This window comes from Hylemonella sp. GW821-FHT12C09 (assembly GCF_058807395.1).
The window spans coordinates 256107-275581 of record NZ_JBXAQQ010000007.1; the positions used below are offsets into that span (position 1 = coordinate 256107).

The window sequence follows — 19475 nt, forward strand, 5'->3', positions numbered from 1 at the left end:
CGCCCAACGCCGCATGAGGGCTGCGCAGTAGGTTTATTCGCAAGTTTTCAGGCGGGGCAAGGGGCGACGATGTAATGCGCCCGCCCACTGCTCTTGACCCGGTACAGCGCCTCGTCGGCGCAACGCACCAGGCTTTCGGCCACCAGCTCCTGCACGGCCACCACAGTGGCCACGCCGATGCTCACCGTCAGGTACTCGGCCACCGGTGAATCCTCATGCGGCATGTCGGCCCGGACGATCTCGTCCATGCAGCGCTGGGCCACTGTCATGGCCGCCTCGGCATCGGCCCCGGGCAGCAGCAGGGCGAACTCCTCGCCGCCGTAGCGCGCCACCAGTTCCCCCGAGCGCTGGGCGCAGTCGTAGAGGATCCCGGCCACCTGGCGCAGGCAGGCGTCGCCGGCCAGATGGCCGTAGCGGTCGTTGTAGCGTTTGAAATGGTCGATGTCGATCAGCAGCAGCGAAATGGGCTGGCGGCTGCGCATGCTGCGCTGCCATTCGGTGTAGAGGTGCTGGTCGAACTGGCGGCGGTTGGCCAGGCCGGTCAGGCCGTCGGTGGCCGACAGCCGCTCCAGCTGCTGGTTGCTGCGCTCCAGCGCCATGCTCTTCTGCACCAGTTCGGTCACGTCCAGGCGCGCCATCACCAGGCAGCCCGAAGGCGTGCTGATTTCATACAGGTGCATCCAGCGCCCGTCGGGGCGTGAACGCAGCAGCGGCCGGTTGAGCTGGCCGCGGCCGGCCAGGCGCTCGCGCAGCCAGTCTTCCTCGCGGCCCAGGGCCTCGGGAATGGCGCCGTTCTCCAGCGCACGACGCATCATGGATTCGAAAGTCTGGCCGATCAGCTCGCCCCCGTAGCGGTAGGGCGCCATCTCGGCGGCCGAGCGGTTGAACAGCACCAGCCGGTCATGCTGGTCATAGATGGCCACGCCCAGGGGCAGGGCCTCGATGGCTTCCTGGAGGCACTGGTGGCTCATTTCCAGGGATTGGCGCTCGTATTCGTCGTCGAGCACATGGCGCACGACCGCGCGGCCCAGCACCAGCAAGCCCAGGACCAGCACCCCACCCAGCATGGCCGCCAGGGCGGTCGGCCAGCCGGAGGGCGCCAGCAGGACCAGGCCGCCGCTCAGGCCGAGCGCCGCCAGTAGCACGAACACGCCCAGCACTGTCAGCCGGCGATGGCTTTTCATGCCTAGGAAATCTGCCAGATGCATCAACGGAGAACCTGATGGAAGGGAAGAGTTGAGCGGGCCTGCCTGATGATCCAGAAAAAGGGGGCACACCGGCACTCCTCTTGCCGGTGCGCCCCTTTTGCCTGATGGCTGTGACAGCAGCCAATGAACTTTAGGCAAGCTGCGGCGGCCTGCCTATCCCCCAAAAGGGTCATAGGGCAACACATTCCATTCCGCCAGGCGAAAAAAGGGGGCGGGTGCTGCCGCTAAACTGGACACATGCCCAGTCCCCGGCCGCCCTCCCACCCGCACTGGTGGACCGATGTCCACCGTTCCCCGCTGGCCAACCTGCGCCTGGGCATCAGCCTGAGCTTCATCGCCGGGGCTACCAATGCCGGCGGTTTCCTGGCCATCGGGCAGTACACCTCGCACATGACGGGGCTGCTGTCCGCGGTGGCGGACCACCTGGTGCTGGGCCAGTTCGCCCTGGTGGCGGCCAGCCTGGCCGCCATCGCCGCCTTCGTGGGCGGCGCCATGACCACCGCCCTGATGGTCAACTGGGGCCACCGGCGCCAGTTGCGCAGCGCCTATGCCCGGCCGCTGGCCCTGGAGACCGCGCTGCTGCTGGTGTTCGGCCTCTTCGGCGCGGCCATCAACCTGCACGCGGAACTGTTCGCGCCGCTGACGGTGCTGCTGCTCTGTTACATCATGGGCCTGCAGAACGCGGTGATCACCAAGGTCTCCAACGCCGAGATCCGCACCACCCACGTGACGGGCCTGGTGACCGACATCGGCATCGAACTGGGCAAGCTGGTCTATTTCAACCGCTCACCCGCCCCGGTCAAGGTGCAGGCCAACCGGCGCAAGCTGCGCATCCACCTCGCGCTGGTCGCCGCCTTCTTTGCTGGTGGCGTGCTGGGGGCTTTGGGCTTCAAGCTCTGGGGCTACGTCACCACCGTGCCGCTGGCGGTATTGCTCGGCCTGCTGGTTTGGGGCCCGCTGCTGTATGACCTGCGCAACGGTCGGCTGGCGCCGCCGGCAACACCCGGCTGAGAAAGGGGCGAGGGCCGGCAGGCCAGGCGTACACTGATTCGCCATGTCCGCTGCCGAATCCGCCCGCACACTGGCCGCGTTCCGCCCCAAGCTGCTGGACACGCTGCCCGGCTACACGCGAGCCCACTTCAGTCGGGACCTGGGCGCCGGTCTCACGGTCGGGGTCGTGGCGCTGCCACTGGCCATGGCCTTTGCCATCGCCTCCGGCCTCAAGCCCGAAGCGGGCCTGTTCACCGCCATCATTGCCGGCTTCCTGATCTCGGCCCTGGGCGGCAGCCGCGTGCAGATCGGCGGGCCGGCCGGGGCCTTCATCGTCATCGTCTACGGCATCCTGGAGCGCTACGGCCTGGCCAACCTGATCATCGCCACCGCCATGTCGGGCGTGCTGCTCTTCCTCATGGGCCTGTTCCGCCTGGGCACCCTGATCCGCTTCATCCCCATCGCCGTGGTGATCGGCTTCACCAATGGCATCGCCGTGCTCATCATGCTGTCCCAGGTCAAGGACTTCCTGGGCCTGGAGCTGGCCAGCATGCCGGCGAGCTTCTTCGCCATGCTGGAAGCCCTGGGCCGGGCACTGCACACCACGAACCTGGCGGCCCTGGCCCTGGCGCTGGGCACACTGGCCCTGCTCATCGCCTGGCAGCGGTCCACGCCACGCCTGGGCCCGCAAAAACTGCCTTTCTCGGGCAAGCTCAGCGTCGTGCCCGGCACCATCGTGGCGCTGGCGGCGGCCACCGCCGCCAGCCGGATGCTGGACCTGCCGGTCGAGACCATCGGCAGCCGCTTCGGCGGCATCCCGGCCAGCCTGCCGGCCTTCGTCTGGCCCGAATTCAGCTGGAGCACCGTGCGCTTCCTGCTGATGCCGGCGCTCACGCTGGCCCTGCTGGGTGCCATCGAGTCGCTGCTGTGTGCGCGCATCGCCGACGGCCTGACCGAAGACCGCCACGACCCCAACCAGGAACTGATGGCCCAGGGCATCGCCAACTTCGTCACGCCCTTCTTCGGCGGCATGCCGGCCACCGGCACCATCGCGCGCACCGTCACCAACGCCAAGAGCGGCGCCTTCAGCCCGGTGGCGGGCATGGTGCATGCGCTGACCCTGCTGGCCGTGGTGCTGGTGGCGGCCCCGCTGGCCCGACACATCCCCCTGGCGGCGCTGGCGGCCATCCTGGTCTACGTGGCCTGGAACATGGGCGAATGGCGCGAATTCGTGCAGCTGCGCCAGTACCGCCTGCCCTACCGCATCACCCTGCTGGCCGTTTTCGGCCTGACCGTCATCGTGGACCTGACGGTGGCCGTGGAGGTGGGCCTGATCGCCGCCTGCCTGACCTTCATCTACCGCATCTCCAGCCTGACCCGCGCCGAGGCCGTCAGCGCGCAGGACCAGCCCCTGCTGGCCGGCCAGGACGGGCAGGTACGGGCCTGGCGGCTCTACGGCGCCCTGTTTTTCGGAGCCGTCAAGCTGGTGGAGGACATGGAGCAGCAGTTGCCCGCCCGGGCCCTGGTGCTGGACCTCAAGAACCTGATCTACGTGGATTCCTCGGGCGCCGACACCCTGCTGGACCTGGCGCGCGGCTGCCAGAAGCATGGCGTGCGCCTGATCCTCTGCGGCCTGCAGCACCAGCCGCTGGACATCGCCCGGCGCAGCGGCCTGCTGGCGGCGCTGCCGGCGTCCGACGTCTGCGCGGACCTGGGCCAGGGGCTCGCAGCAGCTTCCGCGTCCTGAACCCGGGAGCGCCTGCTCCGAGTGGCTAAAATGGCCGGTTCCTGTTGCGTTCCGGTCCCACCAGAAGGTTTAGCCCCATGCACCTCTTCCGCCGCCCTGACTACCAGTCCGACGCCACCCAGTTCATCAACCAGCTCAAGACCGAGAAGCCCGACCTGGAAGCCCGCCAGCGCCAGGGCCGTGAGTTGCTGTGGGACACGTCCGTGGACCGTCAGGCCTGGGAGGGCTACCGGTCCGCCCGCGTGCAGCAGCAGCCCTACGTCTACCAGACCAGCGGCACCAAGTGAGCGCCGGGCCACGCCCGCCACAAAGCAGTAGGGCCTGTTCACACTCATTTCACAAGATGCGTTGCGGATCAAAAAAGTCATGCGGTAGGCGCGTGGACGCCGCCGGAGTGATCTCCGGCAAGTCCGCGCAACGCCCCGCATGGCTTTTTTGGCCGCAACCCGACGGGAACGTGGTTAAAACCGCGCCACTCGTTGTTGCACTCCTAGCCCAGGCGGCCAGCCTGGGCGTCGTCGCGCGCCTAGATTGGCGCGGTTTTAATCACGTTCGCACTTGCGAAATGAGTGTGAACAGGCCCTAGATGAGCGACCCCCACGACAGCGCCGGCCTGCAGGCCGCCGAGGCCCCGCACGCCGCAGCCATGCCCCAGGTGGTGGACCACGTGGCCGTGGCACGCCTGTATGGCGAGCCGCTGTTCGCCATGCCGCAGGACCTGTACATCCCGCCGGATGCGCTGGAGGTCTTTCTCGAAGCCTTCGAGGGCCCGCTGGACCTGCTGCTCTACCTGATCCGCAAGCAGAACTTCAACATCCTCGACATCCCGATGGCGGCGGTCACGCGCCAGTACCTGACCTATGTGGATCAGGTGCGCGACCGCAACCTGGAGCTGGCCGCCGAGTACCTGCTGATGGCCGCCATGCTGATCGAGATCAAGTCGCGCATGCTGCTGCCGCCCAAGAAGGCGGCCGAGGGCGAAGAGGCCGAGGACCCGCGCGCCGAGCTGGTGCGCCGCCTGCTCGAATACGAGCAGATCAAGATCGCCGCCGCCCAGCTGGGCAACCTGCCGCAGTACGGGCGCGACTTCCTCAAGGCCCAGGTCTATATCGAGCAGTCGCTGCAGCCGCGTTTTCCCGACGTACACGTGGTGGACCTGCAGGAGGCCTGGGCCGACATCCTCAAGCGCGCCCGGCTCGTGCAGCACCACAAGATCTCGCGCGAGGAGCTCTCGGTGCGCGAGCACATGAGCATCGTGCTGCGCCAGCTGCAAGGCCAGAAATTCGTCGAGTTCGAGAACCTGTTCGACCCCGCCAAGGGCGTACCCGTGCTGGTGGTGACCTTCATCGCCCTGCTGGAGCTGGCCAAGGAAAGCCTGATCGAGATCACCCAGGCCGAGGTCTTCGCCCCCATCTATGTGCGGCTGGCGTATTCGCCCGCCTGATCCCTTTCACCCCCAATCCTGAACAACCGTGTCGCCGGCATCCCACTCCTTTGACGTCCTCATCGTCGGCAGCGGCCTGGCGGGCCTGAGCGCCGCCCTGCACCTGGCGAGCACCCACCGCGTGGCGGTGATCACCAAACGTGAACTCAACGACGGCTCCAGCCGCTGGGCCCAGGGAGGCATCGCCGCCGTCATGGGCGAAGGCGACACGCTGGCCTCGCACGTGCAGGACACGCTGATTGCCGGCGCCGGCCTGTGCGACCCGGCGGCCACGCGCTTCGTCGTGGAAAACGCCCCCGAGAGCATCCGCTGGCTGCAAGGCCTGGGCGTGCCCTTCTCGCAAGAAGACGGCCACCTGCATCTCACGCGCGAGGGCGGCCACAGCGAACGCCGCATCGTGCACGTGACCGACGCCACCGGCGCGGCCGTGCAGGACACGCTGATGAAAAAGGTGCGCGCCACCCCGAACATCACCCTGTTCGAACACCACATGCTGGTGGACCTGATCACCGCCCCCAAGCTCGGCCTCCCCGGCCATCGCTGCCTGGGCCTGTACGCGCTCAACGAGGCCACCGACGTGGTGGACACGTTCAGCGCACCGCACACCCTCCTGGCCACGGGCGGCGCCGGCAAGGTCTACCTCTACACCACCAACCCCGACACCGCCACCGGCGACGGCATCGCCGCGGCCTGGCGCGCCGGCTGCCGCGTGGGCAATATGGAATTCATCCAGTTTCATCCCACCTGCCTCTACCATCCGCACGCCAAGTCCTACCTGATCAGCGAAGCGGTGCGGGGTGAAGGCGGCAAGCTGCTGCTGCCTGACGGCACCCGCTTCATGCCCGCGCATGACGAACGTGTCGAGCTGGCGCCGCGCGACGTGGTGGCCCGCGCCATCGACTTCGAGATGAAAAAGCACGGACTGGACTGTGTCTACCTCGACATCTCGCACCAGCCCAAGGAATTCCTGCTGGAGCATTTCCCCAACATCTACGCGCGCTGCCTGGAACTGGGCATCGACATGGCCAAGCAGCCCATCCCCGTGGTGCCAGCTGCCCACTACACCTGCGGCGGCGTGGTGACCGACCTGGACGGCCGCACCGACCTGCCCGGCCTCTACGCCGTGGGCGAGACCGCCTACACCGGCCTGCACGGCGCCAACCGCCTGGCGAGCAACTCGCTGGTGGAGTGCATGGTCTACGCGCGTGCCGCGTCCCAGGCCATCAGTCAGGAACCGGCCGTCGCCGTGCCCCCTCTGCCGGCCTGGGATGACAGCCGCGTGACCGACGCCGACGAGGCCGTGGTCATCTCGCACAACTGGGACGAGCTGCGCCGCTTCATGTGGGACTACGTGGGCATAGTACGCACCAACAAGCGCCTGGAGCGCGCGGCGCACCGCATCGAGCTGCTGCGCTCGGAGATCCAGGAGTACTACGCCAGCTTCCATGTCACGCGCGACCTGCTAGAGCTGCGCAACCTGGTTCAGGTTGCCGACCTGATCGTGCGCAGCGCACAATCGCGCCATGAGAGCCGCGGCCTGCATTTCAGCCGCGATTACCCGCAGACCAACGCCACCGCCCAACCTACCCTCCTGGTCCCGCCCGCCCACTGAGCGGCCGCGAGGAGAAAGACGCCATGTACCGCACCCTGCTCAAATCCAAGATCCACCGCGCCACCGTCACCGACTGCGAGCTGCACTACGAAGGCTCCTGCGCGATCGACGAGAACCTGCTGGAAGCCGCCAACATGATGGAGAACGAACAGGTTCACATCTGGAACATCAACAACGGCGAACGTTTCATCACCTACGCCATCCGCGGCGAGCGCGGCTCGGGCATCATCTCGGTCAACGGCTCGGCCGCACGCCGCGCCGCCGTGGGCGACCTGCTGATCATCGCGGCCTTCGCCCAGGTGCCGGAAGAGCAATGCAAGGGCTTCGAGCCCAAGCTGGTCTTCGTCGACGACCAGAACCGCATCAAGGAACAGCGCAGCCACATCCCGGTGCAGGAAGCCTCCCATGTGCCGGCGCATGCCGAGCACCACGGCGGCGACAGCGCCTGAATTGCGCCCGAGATAAAGGAATTGCCATGAGTACCGCTACCGAACAAACCATCACCCTGCACCGCCCGAAAGCGGCCGCGCCCACGGCCTCCAAGGCCGAGCGCTGGAGCGTGGACGCCATCGAGGCCCTGTTCAAGCTGCCCTTCCCCGAGCTGCTGTTCCGCGCACAGACCGTGCACCGCGAGCACTTCGACCCGACCCAGGTCGAGTTCGCCACCCTCCTGTCCGTCAAGACCGGCGGCTGCTCCGAAGACTGCGGCTACTGCCCACAATCGGCTTCCTTCGAGACCGGCGTGAAAGCCTCCAAGCTCATGGAGCTGGAGGAGGTGCTGTTTGCCGCGCGGCGCGCCAAGGACGCCGGCGCCACGCGCTTCTGCATGGGCGCAGCCTGGCGCGAGCCCAAGGACCGCGACATCGAGAAGGTGGCCGAGCTGGTGCGCGGCGTGAAGGGGCTGGGCATGGAGACCTGCGCCACCCTGGGCATGCTCAACGAAGGCCACGCCGAGCAACTGGCCGAGGCCGGGCTGGATTTCTACAACCACAACCTCGACACCGCCCCCGACTTCTACGGCGACATCATCACCACCCGCGTCTACCAGGACCGCCTGGACACGCTGGCGCGGGTGCGCGGCGCCGGTGTCAAGGTCTGCTCCGGCGGCATCGTCGGCATGGGCGAGAACCACCGCCAGCGCGCCGGCCTGATCGCCGAGCTGGCCAACCTCAACCCCTACCCCGAATCCGTGCCCATCAACAACCTGGTGCGCGTCGAAGGCACGCCGCTGGCCAAGCAGGCGCCGCTCGATCCCTTCGAGTTCGTGCGCATGATCGCCGTGGCCCGTATCACCATGCCCAAGGCGCGCGTGCGCCTGTCGGCCGGCCGCCAGCAGATGGGCGAGGCCATCCAGGCCCTGTGTTTCCTGGCCGGCGCCAACTCCATCTTCTACGGCGACAAGCTGCTGGTCACCGGCAACCCCGATACCGAGGCCGATGTGCAGCTGCTGCAACGCCTGGGCATGAGCCCGGCCCAGCAGCCGCCCGGCAAGACCTGAGCCTCCCTTCCATCCAACCGAGACTGGAGACCACCGTGAGCACCCCGACCTCCACCCCCAACAACGGCGCCTCCCCCTACGGCACGCTGCCCCCGGCCAGCGCGCCGGCCACACGCAAGCCCATCAGCCTGCCGCGACTGCAGGAGCTGCACGCGCGCGGCGAAAAGATCACCATGCTCACCGCCTACGACGCGACCTTCGCGGCCACGGCCGACGCGGCCGGTGTGGAGTGCATCCTGATCGGCGACTCGCTGGGCATGGTCTGCCAGGGCTTGAGCAGCACCGTGGGTGTGACGCTGGAGACCATGCGTTACCACGTGGAGAGCGTCACGCGCGGCGTGCGCCGCGTGCAGGGCACGGCCTGGATCATCGGCGACATGCCCTACGGCACCTTCCATGAATCCAAGGAACAGGCCTTTCGCAACGCCGCTGTGCTGATGCAGGCCGGCGCCCACATGGTCAAGATCGAAGGCGGCGGCTGGACGGCCGAGATCGTGCGCTTCCTGGTCGAGCGCGGCATTCCCGTCTGCGCCCACCTCGGCCTGACGCCGCAAACCGTGCATGCCCTGGGCGGCTACCGTGTGCAGGGCCGCGGCGACGAAGCCGCCGCCACACTCAAGCGCCACGCGCTGGAGCTGCAGGACGCCGGCGCCAGCCTGCTGGTGCTGGAGATGGTGCCCGCCGCCCTCTCGGCCGATGTCACGAAAGCATTGCCGCGCTGTGCCACCATCGGCATCGGTGCCGGCGTGGACTGCGCGGGCCAGGTGCTGGTGCTGCACGACATGCTGGGCATGAATCTGGGCAAGATGGCCAAGTTCGTGCACAACTTCATGGCCGACGCCGGCAGCGTGCGCGGCGCCATGGAGGCTTATGTGAAGGCCGTGAAAGAAGGCTCGTTCCCGGTCAATGCACAACACGCCTGGTGACGACACCGCGATGAAAGTCATCCACACCGTCGCCGAACTGCGCGCGTACCTCGCCAACTTCAAGCGCCCGGCCTTCGTGCCCACCATGGGCAATCTGCACGAGGGCCACATGGCCTTGGTCAAGCAGGCCAAGGCCCTGGGTGATGTGACGGTGGTGAGCATCTTCGTCAACCGCCTGCAGTTTCTGCCGCACGAAGACTTCGGCACCTACCCGCGCACGCTGGATGCCGATTGCGCCAAGCTGGAAGCTGCGGGCTGCGACGTGGTCTTCGCGCCCAGTGAAGCCGAGCTCTACCCCGAGACCCAGGGCTACAAGGTACAGCCGCCCGCCGAGCTGGCCGACATTCTTGAAGGCCATTTCCGCCCCGGTTTCTTCACGGGCGTGTGCACCGTGGTGCTCAAGCTCTTCAACATTGTGCAGCCACGCGTGGCCCTGTTCGGCGCCAAGGACTACCAGCAGCAGATGGTGATCCGCCGCATGGTGGCCCAGCTGGCCCTGCCCATCGAGATCGTGACCGGGGCGACGCTGCGCGCCGAGGACGGCCTGGCCCTGTCCTCGCGCAACGGCTACCTGAGCGCATCGGAACGCGCCGAGGCCGTGCAGCTCTCGCGCACGCTCAAGAGCATGATCGCCATGCTGCGCGCGGGTGAGCACAACCTCGCCGCCATCGAACAGCATGCCATGCACACCCTGGCCCAGCGCGGCTGGAAACCCGACTACCTGACGGTACGCCGCCGTCACGACCTGCAAGCGCCGCAGGCCGAAGACCTGACCCACGCAGACCGCCTCGTCGTCCTCGGCGCCGCCAAGCTCGGCACCACCCGGTTGATTGACAACATCGAGGTCTGAAACCTCGATGTTGCAGTGAAGACCAACGCTTGCCGCAAGCTTGTGAGTCGAAACCACCCTCTGGAAGTCTGAAACTTCCAGAGTGCGTCAACGCAAGAAAGCCTGCACCGCCGCCAGCGTGGTCGCCGGATCTTCCTCCTGCGGCACATGGCCCAGCTGCTCGAAAATCACCAGCTTCGAACCAGCAATGTCGGCCGCAAACCGCTGTGCATAGCTTGGTGGAATCAGCCGGTCCTGCCCGCCCCAGAGGATGAGCGTGGGCAGCTTCAGCGTCTTGATATCCGCCTCGCGCCCGGTATCGCGCTGCGACAGGCGCTTGCGCAATGCGGCCCGGTTGCCTTCGCGCCGGGCGATATCGGTGTAAAGCGCGACCAGCTCGGGCGTGACGCGTGACGGGTCGCCATAGACGTTGCGCACCGACTTCTCGATCAGGCCCGGCGGCAGCACGTTGACCATCAGGCTGCGCAGGCCCGGTGTGCCGGCCACGCGGAACCCCAGGGGGATGGAAACAGACTCGATGCGGTAACCCGCGGAGTCCACCAGGATCAGGCGGTCCACGCGCTGCGGTAACGCATGCGCCACGGCCCAGGCCACCTCACCCCCCAGGGAGTTGCCGGCGATCACAAAACGCTGCACCCCCAGCTTGTCCATCAGTGCGGCGACAAAACGCACATAGACATCCATGGCGTAGTCGTTGGCCGCGTTCGGGCCGGTCAGGCCGAAACCGGGCAGATCGAAGCGGATCACACGGCGCGTTTTCTTCAACTCGCTGGTCCAGCCCTCCCAGGTGTGCAGGCTGGCCGCGGTGCCGTGCACCAGCACGATGGGCAGCGGGTCGACGCGCGGGCCTTCATCGCGCACATGCACCTGCAGGCTGTCCACGTCGATGAACTGCGAAGGCGGCGGAGCCCAGCGGGCCTTGAGCTGCTCCACCGGAATATCCGGCGCCCAGGACCAGGCGATGAAGGCGCCCACCAGCAGGGCGAAGGCCAGGACGGTGTAAGCCAGGATGCGCAGGATGAGTTTCATGGAGGGTGTCGAGTTAGTGGGCTGGGGGGCAGTCTAGGGCCTGTTCACCCTCCCCGCTGTCAAGCACCGGACAGGTTCTTGAAGAGATGCCGCGCCAGCGCCCGCCAGAAATCCGCCCCCGAGTGCTCGCTGGCCAGGCGCGACACATCCCCATAGCCCTTGTGCAGGATGATGGCGATGATCAGCCCCAGCAGCGCGATGGCCACGATCTGCAACACAGTCTTGAAGAGGGCGTCGGCGCGTGCGCTCATGGGGCCACCCGCGCGCCGTGCTCGGCCAGCAGCGCACGCAACACGGAGCGGTGGCAGTGCGCCTCGTCCTCGCAGTAGCAGCCCACCGAGAAATGGCTCTGCTGCGAGAGCGCGGCCAGCAGGGCCAGCGCGTGGCTGGCCTCGGGTGCGCCCATCTCCTTGCGGTAACGCTGGGTGAAGGCCTTCCACTGCGCGGGGGTCTCGGCCTCCTGCCCCAGCTTCATGGTCTCCACGCTGGGTGCCAGGTTGGGAAACCAGACGTCGTACCAGTTCTGGCGCGCGAACTCGGTCTTGGGCACACCCCGTGGCGGGCGGCGCACGGTGCCGATGCGGGTGCCCTCAAGGGGCAGGCGCGGGCTGCCGAGGCGGATGATGTGGACGGTCATGGTGGGCTCTCCTCTGGCTGCGCCTTGCAGCAACCCACCATCCTAATAGGGCCTGCCGTCCTTGTGCACGAACTTCCACTGCCCATCAACCAGCAGGGCCTGGAGGTCATCGTCCGGGTAGCTGCCCTGGTCGCCGGGTGTCCGGTCACCGACTTCAAGGTAGACCACCTCTTCCGATGTGTCATTGATCAGGCGGTGCCCGTTGCCCGTCCCCGACTTGAAACCCGCGCACATGCCGGGCGACAGGGGCGTGAGCCCTTCATCGGTGTGCAGCGTGGGGTGCCCTTGCAGGATGTAGATGAACTCGTCCTGTCGGGTATGCGCGTGCCGCAGCGCCGAAACGGCGCCGGGCGCCAGGCGCGTGAGGTTGACGCCAAAGTTGCCCAGGCCAAAAAGATCCCCCAGGGGATGTTTCTGCCGGCCGACCATCCGCGATGCAAAGGGCTCTGGGTAGTTGGAGGGCTTCACACGCGCCGGGGCTGCAGCGGCGTGGATCGCGACAGGGTAAATGTGTTGGCTCATAGGTGTCCGTCAAGGGGCCAGTCTTACATCTCAATCTTCGCGCCGGCCAAAGTTCAGCCCCTGAACCGACCAACCAATCTCGCGGACAGGCTATCCAGCCACACTGATCGGGCTCAGCCGCGTTGCAGCAGATGCGCGTGCACCGCCCCCGCCTTCAGATGCCGGTACAGCGTGAGCCCCAGCAGCGTCAACTGCTCCTCACCCCAGGCGCTCGGCGCTTCAAGATAGATGTACCCACCCGGCGCAACAGCGCGCGCGGCGGCCTGCAGGGCCGGCTCGAACAGGTTCGCGTCAAAGGGCGGATCGAGAAAAACCAGGTCGGCACTGGCGGCGGGCCAGGCCTTCAGCGCCGCGATGCCTTCACCGCGCTGCACCTGCACGGCGCCCGCCTGCAGTTGCTCCTTGCTCTTGCGGAGTTGCGCTGCCAGGGAGCTGTCCTGCTCCACCAGCGTCACCTCCTGCGCGCCGCGCGAGGCGGCTTCGAAACCGAGGGCGCCGGTGCCGGCAAACACATCGACGCAGGACCAGCCCGTGAGGTCCTGGCCCAGCCAGTTGAAGAGCGTCTCGCGCACGCGGTCAGGCGTCGGGCGCAGACCCGCTTGGTCGGCCACAGGCAGCTTGCTGCGTTTCCACTGGCCGCCGATGATGCGCACCTCGCCGGCGGGGCGGGCGGGCGTCCTGGCCGCGGGCTTCGTGGCAGTTTTGCCAGCCGGTTTCTTACTTGCCATCACGGCCTCCCACCACCACGGTCACCATGCGCTCGGGCTGCAGCTTGCGTGCAAAGGCGGCCCGGATGTCGGCGACCGTCACCCTGGCCACCTGCTGGGTCCAGGTGTCGAGGTAGTCGAGCGGCAGGTTGTGGGCGGCGATGTTGGCGACGTTGTCCAGCAGCTTGCGGTTGTTGTCGATGCGCAGGGCAAAACCGCCCACCAGGTTGTCCTTGGCCGCTTCCAGCTCGGCTGGCGTGGGGCCGTCGGTCACAAAACGGCGCAGCACCTCGCGCGCCACCTGCACGGCCTGCGCGGCCTGGTCGGGCCGGGTCTGCAGGCCCATGGTGAAGGCGCCGGCGTGCAGGCCGGGGGCGAAGTAGCTGTAGACGCTGTAGCTTAAGGCCCGTTTCTCGCGCACCTCTTCCGTCAGGCGCGAGACAAAACCGCCACCCCCCAGGATGTAGTTGCCAACAGTCAGGGTGAAGAAATCCGGGTCGTCGCGTTTGAAACCGGGCTGGCCGATCAGCACATGGGCCTGCGCGGAATCGAAGGGGATGTGCTTTTCCACGGCGGCGCTCAGCGGCTGCACCTCGGCCACGGGCGGCAGCGTTTCGCAGGCAGCGGCGGGCAGGCGCGCGAGCAATTGCGTGACCAGTGCGTCAGCCTGCGCGCGCGTGACGGCACCCACGATGCTCACCCTGGCGCGGCAGGGCTTGAGGTAACGCGTGTGCCAGGCCTGCATGTCGGCCACGCTGATGCGCGCCAGGGTCTGCTCGTTGCTGTCGTTGCCATAGGGATGGCTGCCGAACACGGCCTGGTTGAAGGTGCGGCCGGCGATGGTGGCCGGGCGGGTGTTGGCTTCGCGCAATGCGGCCACCGTGCGCTCGCGCTCGCGCGTCCACACGGCCTGGGGGTAGGCGGGCTCGGCCAGCTGGCGTGCCGCCAGGGCGGCGGCGCGGGCCAGCAGGTCGGGGTAGGTCAAGGAGCGCAGCGAGAAACTCACGCGGTCGCCGCCATCGCTGCCGCCGAACGACGCCCCCAGATCGGCCCAGGCTTCGCCGAGGGCATTCTCATCCAGTGCGGGATCGCTGCCGTTGGCACGGATACCCTTGCTCATCAGGCCCACGCTCGCCGCCGTCAGGCCGGCCTGGGCCGCCGGGTCGCGCCGGCCGCCGGCGTCGAACTCGATGCGCACATCCACCATCGGCACGGTGGGGCTCTCCACGAGCCAGACGCCGGCGCCACTGGGCTGGGTCCAGTGCTGGATGGGGATGCCGGCCTGGACCAGACCCGCCAGACCGAAGAGCATGGCACCAGCTACGTTTTTGATAGCAATCATCTTGGCTTTCATGACCGTCCTTTAGTGACGGCTGCCGGCGGCGGGCTGGCGGCGCGGGCGGTTGGGGTCGGGTGGCTGCGGCAGCAGGTGCGCCACGGTGAGCTGGTCCTCCCCGAAATATCGCGCGGCCACGGACTGCACCTGGGCTGCGCTGACACCGCGCAAGCGGGCCAGCAGCTGATCGTTGGTGTCCAGCGGCAGGCCCAGCGCCCAGTAGGTGCCGATTTCACGCGCCTGGTTGAACAGCGAGTCGCGCTTGTAGACCTCGCTGGCGATCCATTGGGTCTTCACACGCTCGAGCTCGGCGGCGCTGATGCCTTCGCGGGCCACGCGGGCCACCTGCTCGCGCAGTGCAGCCTCCACCTGGGCGGCCGTCTTGCCCGGGGCGGGCACGCCGTCGAGCACGAACATCTGCGGGCCGCGGCCCATCAGGCCGTTGCTGGCGCCCGCACTATCGGCCACGCGGTCGCTGCCCTGGGTGAGCGCGCGCTCCAGGCGCGCGCCACTGTAGCCATCCAGCACGGCGGCCAGCACGGTCAGGGCCAGGGCATCATCGTTGGCCGGGTCGGCCTGGCTCAGCGAGCGCAGGCCCGGCACCTTGTAGGCCAGGCTCACATAAGCCTGCTCGGCCGGCGCCTTCACCTCCACGCGGCGCAGGCCGGCCTGCAACGGTTCGGTGCGCGGCTTGCGCGAGGGCACGGCGCGGGGCGAGATGCGGCCATAGTGCTTGTCCGCCAGGCGCTTGACCTGCGCGGCATCCACGTCGCCCACCACCACGACCACGGCATTGGCCGGCACGTACCATTTCCTGTAGAACTCGCGCGCATCGTCGGGGGTCATGCTGTCCAGATCGCTCATCCAGCCGACGATCGGGCGGCGGTAGGGCGAGGCCGTGTAGGCCGTGGCGTTCAGCGTCTCGTACAGCAGGGCGCGCGGGTTGTCCTCGGTGCGCATGCGGCGCTCTTCCTTGACCACCTCGATTTCCTTCTGGAACTCGGCATCGGCCCAGCGGTTGTTGGCAAAACGGTCGGCCTCCAGCTTCATCACGTCTTCCAGACGGGCGGCCGGGATCTGCTGGAAATAACCGGTGTAGTCCGTGCTGGTGAAGGCATTCTCGCGCCCGCCCAGCGCCGCCACACGGCGCGAGAACTCGCCGGCCTTGAGCGTGCGCGTGCCCTTGAACAGCATATGCTCCAGCACGTGGGCCACGCCGCTGCTGCCGTCCACCTCGTCCATGGAGCCCACGCGCACCCAGACCATGTGCACGGCCGTGGGGGCGCGCCGGTCGGGCTGGACGATGAGTGTCATGCCGTTTTCGAGGGTGTATTGCTGGGCTCGTGGCTGCGCCTGGACCGGGGTCACCAGCAGGGCAAAGAGGGCCAGAAGGAGGGGTGTGTAGCGTTTCATAGAATGCTCTGATTCTAAGAACGCCCCATATGTTCAGTTTTTTCAAGAAAAAAGTCCCTGCTGAAGCCACTGCCAGCCCCGCGGAACCGGCGCGTCAGGGCTGGCTGGGCAAGCTGCGTGCGGGCCTGCGCAAGACCGGGACCAGCATCAGCACCGTTTTCACGGGCACGCAGATCGACGATGCGCTCTATGAGCAGTTGGAGGAAGCCCTGCTGGTGGCCGACGCCGGGGTGGCGGCCACCCAGTTCCTGCTGGACGACCTCAAACGCCGCGTGAAGGAGAGCAAGACCACCGAGCCGGTGGCCGTCAAGGGCCTGCTGGTCGATGCGCTGGCCGATCTGCTGGCGCCGCTGGAAAAGCCGCTGGTCATCGGCGCGCACCAGCCCACGGTCATCATGGTGGCGGGCGTCAACGGCGCGGGCAAGACCACCTCCATCGGCAAGCTCACCCACCACCTCTCCAACGACGGTGCCACGGTGCTGCTGGCCGCAGCCGACACCTTCCGCGCTGCCGCGCGCGAGCAGCTCATGGTCTGGGCCGAGCGCAACACGGTGGAGATCGTGCACCAGGCCGGCGGCGACCCGGCCTCGGTCTGTTTCGATGCGGTCAGCGCGGGCAAGGCCCGCGGCAAGGACGTGGTGCTGGTCGACACGGCCGGGCGTCTGCCCACCCAGCTGCACCTGATGGACGAGCTGAAAAAGATCAAGCGCATCATCGCGAAGGCCGACAGTGCCACCGCCGGGCCGCCCCAAGGTGGCACAGCCCCCTCGGGGGGCAGCGCAGAACACGAAGTGGCAAGCGTGGGGGCCCACAGTGCCGCGCCGCACGAGGTGCTGCTGGTGATCGACGGCAACACCGGGCAGAACGCGCTGGCCCAGGTGCGCGCCTTCGACGAGGCCCTGGGCCTCACCGGCCTGATCGTCACCAAGCTCGACGGCACAGCCAAAGGCGGCGTGCTCGCCGCGATCGCACGCGAAAAGCCCATCCCGGTCTACTTCATCGGCGTGGGCGAACAACTCGACGAGCTGGAGACCTTCAAGGCGCGGGAATTCGCGCAGGCCCTGCTGGACTGAGCCTGTCCACCCGTCACGGTACAGGGCAGGGGCTTACCCTGACTTGAGCCCGTCGCGCGGTGCGCGCAGAATGGTCACCAGACCCGCCACGCCCTACCTGCGCCATCGTGACCCTGCCCGTCAAGGACACCGCCCCCGGAGAATTCGCTGCCAGTCCCTCGTCCTGGCAACCGACGCAGGCCTTCCTGCGTTACGCCATCCTGACCATCGTGGTCGGCTCGACCTGCTATGTGGCCGCCGTCCTCGGGTTCACACCCGAGCACATTGCGCGGGCCTACGGCCCTATTGCCTTGTCTGTGCTGGCCCTGTTCGCGGCCTGGCTGCTCAAACGGGGCAAGGTCCATACCGCCATCGTGCTGCTGGTCTCGGGCATCTGGCTCATCACGCTCGGAATCGCCATATTTCGCGGCGGCATCCAGGCCCCGATCTACTACGTCCACCCCCTGCTCATCTTCCTGCTGGGCTGGCTGGTCAGCGCCCGTGCGGCGGCGATCACCACGGTGTTGACGGTGGCCAGCACCATCGGCCTGGTCGCCGCCGATGCAGTGGGCTGGTTGCCACGGGTCGTGCTGGCCCCGCCGGCCATGTACGGCATCGTGCAGATCTTCATCTGCATCCAGGCTGCCGCCATGGTGATCTACCTGGTGCGGGCCTACCGCCGGCAACTCGATGCGGTGCAGCACGCCAATGCCGTTCTCAAGCAGTCCGAACTCAAGTTCGCCACCGCCTTCACTTCCAGTCCGGTGGCGGCCTCGATCGTCACGGCCAGTGAGGGGCTCATCCTGGCCGTCAACGACAATTTCCAGCGTGATTTCGGCTGGACCCGGGCCGAGATGGAAGGACAAACGGCCATCAAGGTCGGCCTGTGGGTGGATCCGCTGCAACGGCAGCAGTGGGCAGAGATGCTGGGACGCCACGGGCGAACCCTGAACTTTGAAACCATCTGGCGCCACCGCAACGGCGAGCTGCGCAACGTCAGCATTGCAGGCGAACGCATCGAGCTCGACGGCGAGCCCTGCATCCTGGCCTACACCACCGACATCACCGAGCGCAAGGCCGCCGAAGAACAGATCCAGCGCCTGGCCTTCTTCGACCCCCTGACCACCCTGCCCAACCGCCGCCTGCTGATGGACCGACTCGACCAGGCCATGGCGTCCAGCGTGCGCCACCAGCGCCAGGCGGCCCTGCTCTTCATCGACCTGGACAACTTCAAAACCCTCAACGACACCCATGGCCACGACAAGGGCGACCTGCTGCTGCAACAGGTGGGGGCGCGCCTGGTGCACTGTGTGCGTGAAGGTGATACCGTCGCGCGGCTGGGGGGCGACGAGTTCGTGGTCATGCTGGAAGATCTCAGCAACAACGCCATCGAGGCGGCCACGCAGGCCGAGATCGTGGGGCGCAAGATCATGGGAGCGCTGGGCGAAAGCTACGCGATCGGGCCGCTGAGTTTTTCCAGCACGCCCAGCATCGGCGTGACCCTGTTCGGCGCCCAGCACGAAAACATCGAGGAACCGCTCAAGCGGGCCGACCTGGCCATGTACCAGGCCAAATCAGCCGGCCGCAACACCATCCGCTTCTTCGACCCGCGCATGCAGGCCATGGTGGCGGCACGCGCGGACCTGGAGCGCGACCTGCGCAGGGCTCTGCAGCGCAATGAATTCACGCTGTACTACCAACCGCAGGTGCAGCGCGGCGGCCTGGTGTCCGGGGTCGAGGTGCTGCTGCGCTGGGCGCAGCCGGAACGGGGCAAGGTGGCACCGGCCGAGTTCATACCGCTGGCGGAGGAAACGGGGCTCATCATCCCGCTGGGTGCCACCATCCTGGAGCTGGCCTGCCAGCAACTGGCACGCTGGGCCGGCAGGCCGGGCATGGCCCACCTGACCCTGTCGGTCAACGTCAGCCCGCGGCAATTCCAGCAGGAAGACTTCGTACAGCAGGTGCTGGGTGTGCTGGAGCGCACCCGAGCGCCGGCACAGCGCCTCAAGCTGGAAATCACCGAGAACCTGCTGATCGCCAATGTGGACGAGGTGATCGCGAAGATGGCGCTGCTCAAGGCGCTTGGCGTCGGTTTTTCGTTGGACGATTTCGGTACCGGCTATTCCTCGCTGTCCTACCTCAAGCGCCTGCCGCTGGACCAGCTCAAGATCGACCAGGGTTTTGTGCGCGATATCCTGGACGACCCCAACGACGCAGCCATCGCGCGCATGGTCATCGTGCTGGCCGAAAGCCTGGGACTGGAAGTGATGGCCGAAGGGGTGGAGACAGCCGAACAGCAGCAGGCCCTGCACGCCCAGGGCTGCCACGCCTACCAGGGTTATCTCTACAGCCGGCCGCTGCCCATCGAAGCTTTTGAGCAGTTGGCCCAACAGCCCGGCTGGCCCATCCTGGAACCACGCCTGCCCTGATTTCCCCGATCTACGACACACTGCGGTGTATGCAGCTTGTCGCACCCCGTCAAACCCTGAATAATTTCCCCTAAC

Annotated in this window: 19 protein-coding genes; 11 read left to right on the plus strand and 8 right to left on the minus strand. The window is 67.3% G+C overall.

Going from position 1 to position 19475, the window contains the following annotated elements:
* Positions 1-47: 47 nt before the first annotated feature.
* Positions 48-1184 carry a GGDEF domain-containing protein gene (locus AC1RRP_RS13620; protein WP_493036992.1) on the minus strand — a complete coding sequence of 379 codons (1137 nt, stop codon included), beginning with the start codon at positions 1182-1184 and terminating at the stop codon, positions 48-50.
* A 261-nt stretch (positions 1185-1445) separates the two neighbouring features.
* Between AC1RRP_RS13620 and AC1RRP_RS13625 the strand changes: the two genes are divergently transcribed.
* From AC1RRP_RS13625 to panC, 9 genes are all read left to right on the plus strand, one after another.
* A complete protein-coding gene (locus AC1RRP_RS13625; protein WP_493036994.1) occupies positions 1446-2219 on the plus strand; it encodes a YoaK family protein in 774 nt (257 codons plus the stop codon).
* 43 nt (positions 2220-2262) lie between these two features.
* Positions 2263-3945: a SulP family inorganic anion transporter gene (locus tag AC1RRP_RS13630; RefSeq protein ID WP_493036996.1), complete on the plus strand. Its 1683-nt coding sequence runs from the start codon at positions 2263-2265 to the stop codon at positions 3943-3945.
* 77 nt (positions 3946-4022) lie between these two features.
* Positions 4023-4232, plus strand: coding sequence for a DUF3460 family protein (locus AC1RRP_RS13635; RefSeq protein ID WP_493036998.1), 210 nt, complete (start codon positions 4023-4025; stop codon positions 4230-4232).
* A 299-nt stretch (positions 4233-4531) separates the two neighbouring features.
* Complete coding sequence (locus AC1RRP_RS13640; RefSeq protein WP_493037000.1) at positions 4532-5389, plus strand: segregation and condensation protein A; 858 nt, start codon at positions 4532-4534, stop codon at positions 5387-5389.
* Positions 5390-5417: 28 nt separating this feature from the next.
* Positions 5418-7001, plus strand: coding sequence for an L-aspartate oxidase (nadB, locus tag AC1RRP_RS13645; RefSeq protein WP_493037002.1), 1584 nt, complete (start codon positions 5418-5420; stop codon positions 6999-7001).
* 23 nt (positions 7002-7024) lie between these two features.
* Positions 7025-7450 (plus strand): aspartate 1-decarboxylase, encoded by a 426-nt coding sequence (gene panD / locus AC1RRP_RS13650; RefSeq protein ID WP_493037004.1) that lies wholly within the window; start codon positions 7025-7027, stop codon positions 7448-7450.
* 26 nt (positions 7451-7476) lie between these two features.
* Positions 7477-8499, plus strand: a complete 1023-nt coding sequence (gene bioB / locus AC1RRP_RS13655; RefSeq protein ID WP_493037006.1) for a biotin synthase BioB — start codon at positions 7477-7479, stop codon at positions 8497-8499.
* Positions 8500-8534: 35 nt separating this feature from the next.
* Entirely contained in the window at positions 8535-9425 is an 891-nt protein-coding gene (panB, locus tag AC1RRP_RS13660; protein ID WP_493037008.1) for a 3-methyl-2-oxobutanoate hydroxymethyltransferase, read from the plus strand.
* Positions 9426-9435: 10 nt separating this feature from the next.
* Positions 9436-10275, plus strand: coding sequence for a pantoate--beta-alanine ligase (gene panC / locus AC1RRP_RS13665; RefSeq protein ID WP_493037010.1), 840 nt, complete (start codon positions 9436-9438; stop codon positions 10273-10275).
* A gap of 87 nt (positions 10276-10362) precedes the next feature.
* On the opposite strand, the gene AC1RRP_RS13670 is transcribed toward panC, so the two are convergent.
* From AC1RRP_RS13670 to AC1RRP_RS13700, 7 genes are all read right to left on the minus strand, one after another.
* Positions 10363-11304 (minus strand): alpha/beta fold hydrolase, encoded by a 942-nt coding sequence (locus AC1RRP_RS13670; RefSeq protein ID WP_493037012.1) that lies wholly within the window; start codon positions 11302-11304, stop codon positions 10363-10365.
* A gap of 59 nt (positions 11305-11363) precedes the next feature.
* Positions 11364-11555 carry a hypothetical protein gene (locus AC1RRP_RS13675; RefSeq protein WP_493037014.1) on the minus strand — a complete coding sequence of 64 codons (192 nt, stop codon included), beginning with the start codon at positions 11553-11555 and terminating at the stop codon, positions 11364-11366.
* The gene (locus AC1RRP_RS13680; RefSeq protein ID WP_493037016.1) at positions 11552-11941 is read right to left on the minus strand and encodes a DUF488 domain-containing protein; all 390 of its coding nucleotides are present in this window, start codon (positions 11939-11941) and stop codon (positions 11552-11554) included. Before AC1RRP_RS13680 ends, AC1RRP_RS13675 begins: the two co-directional genes overlap by 4 nt.
* A 42-nt stretch (positions 11942-11983) precedes the next feature.
* Positions 11984-12463 (minus strand): cupin domain-containing protein, encoded by a 480-nt coding sequence (locus AC1RRP_RS13685; protein ID WP_493037018.1) that lies wholly within the window; start codon positions 12461-12463, stop codon positions 11984-11986.
* A 113-nt stretch (positions 12464-12576) separates the two neighbouring features.
* The gene (rsmD, locus tag AC1RRP_RS13690; protein WP_493037020.1) at positions 12577-13191 is read right to left on the minus strand and encodes a 16S rRNA (guanine(966)-N(2))-methyltransferase RsmD; all 615 of its coding nucleotides are present in this window, start codon (positions 13189-13191) and stop codon (positions 12577-12579) included.
* On the minus strand, positions 13181-14512 hold the full coding sequence (locus AC1RRP_RS13695) for a M16 family metallopeptidase (protein WP_493037022.1): 1332 nt from the start codon (positions 14510-14512) through the stop codon (positions 13181-13183). Before AC1RRP_RS13695 ends, rsmD begins: the two co-directional genes overlap by 11 nt.
* A 21-nt stretch (positions 14513-14533) precedes the next feature.
* A complete protein-coding gene (locus AC1RRP_RS13700; RefSeq protein ID WP_493037024.1) occupies positions 14534-15919 on the minus strand; it encodes a M16 family metallopeptidase in 1386 nt (461 codons plus the stop codon).
* 29 nt (positions 15920-15948) lie between these two features.
* Here AC1RRP_RS13700 and ftsY point away from each other — a divergent pair, with 29 nt between their 5' ends.
* Positions 15949-16992, plus strand: a complete 1044-nt coding sequence (gene ftsY, locus AC1RRP_RS13705) for a signal recognition particle-docking protein FtsY (RefSeq protein ID WP_493037026.1) — start codon at positions 15949-15951, stop codon at positions 16990-16992.
* 107 nt (positions 16993-17099) lie between these two features.
* Positions 17100-19400: a putative bifunctional diguanylate cyclase/phosphodiesterase gene (locus tag AC1RRP_RS13710; RefSeq protein WP_493037028.1), complete on the plus strand. Its 2301-nt coding sequence runs from the start codon at positions 17100-17102 to the stop codon at positions 19398-19400.
* The last annotated feature ends 75 nt before the right edge of the window (positions 19401-19475 follow it).

Excerpts from the sequence above, each read along its gene's own strand:
- AC1RRP_RS13620 (WP_493036992.1), bottom strand. The coding sequence starts at position 1,184 with ATGAAAAGCCATCGCCGGCTGACAGTGCTGGGCGTGTTCGTGCTACTG.
- AC1RRP_RS13625 (WP_493036994.1), top strand. The coding sequence starts at position 1,446 with ATGCCCAGTCCCCGGCCGCCCTCCCACCCGCACTGGTGGACCGATGTC.
- AC1RRP_RS13630 (WP_493036996.1), top strand. The coding sequence starts at position 2,263 with ATGTCCGCTGCCGAATCCGCCCGCACACTGGCCGCGTTCCGCCCCAAG.
- AC1RRP_RS13635 (WP_493036998.1), top strand. The coding sequence starts at position 4,023 with ATGCACCTCTTCCGCCGCCCTGACTACCAGTCCGACGCCACCCAGTTC.
- AC1RRP_RS13640 (WP_493037000.1), top strand. The coding sequence starts at position 4,532 with ATGAGCGACCCCCACGACAGCGCCGGCCTGCAGGCCGCCGAGGCCCCG.
- panD (WP_493037004.1), top strand. The coding sequence starts at position 7,025 with ATGTACCGCACCCTGCTCAAATCCAAGATCCACCGCGCCACCGTCACC.
- bioB (WP_493037006.1), top strand. The coding sequence starts at position 7,477 with ATGAGTACCGCTACCGAACAAACCATCACCCTGCACCGCCCGAAAGCG.
- panC (WP_493037010.1), top strand. The coding sequence starts at position 9,436 with ATGAAAGTCATCCACACCGTCGCCGAACTGCGCGCGTACCTCGCCAAC.
- AC1RRP_RS13670 (WP_493037012.1), bottom strand. The coding sequence starts at position 11,304 with ATGAAACTCATCCTGCGCATCCTGGCTTACACCGTCCTGGCCTTCGCC.
- AC1RRP_RS13675 (WP_493037014.1), bottom strand. The coding sequence starts at position 11,555 with ATGAGCGCACGCGCCGACGCCCTCTTCAAGACTGTGTTGCAGATCGTG.
- AC1RRP_RS13680 (WP_493037016.1), bottom strand. The coding sequence starts at position 11,941 with ATGACCGTCCACATCATCCGCCTCGGCAGCCCGCGCCTGCCCCTTGAG.
- AC1RRP_RS13685 (WP_493037018.1), bottom strand. The coding sequence starts at position 12,463 with ATGAGCCAACACATTTACCCTGTCGCGATCCACGCCGCTGCAGCCCCG.
- rsmD (WP_493037020.1), bottom strand. The coding sequence starts at position 13,191 with ATGGCAAGTAAGAAACCGGCTGGCAAAACTGCCACGAAGCCCGCGGCC.
- AC1RRP_RS13695 (WP_493037022.1), bottom strand. The coding sequence starts at position 14,512 with ATGATTGCTATCAAAAACGTAGCTGGTGCCATGCTCTTCGGTCTGGCG.
- AC1RRP_RS13700 (WP_493037024.1), bottom strand. The coding sequence starts at position 15,919 with ATGAAACGCTACACACCCCTCCTTCTGGCCCTCTTTGCCCTGCTGGTG.
- ftsY (WP_493037026.1), top strand. The coding sequence starts at position 15,949 with ATGTTCAGTTTTTTCAAGAAAAAAGTCCCTGCTGAAGCCACTGCCAGC.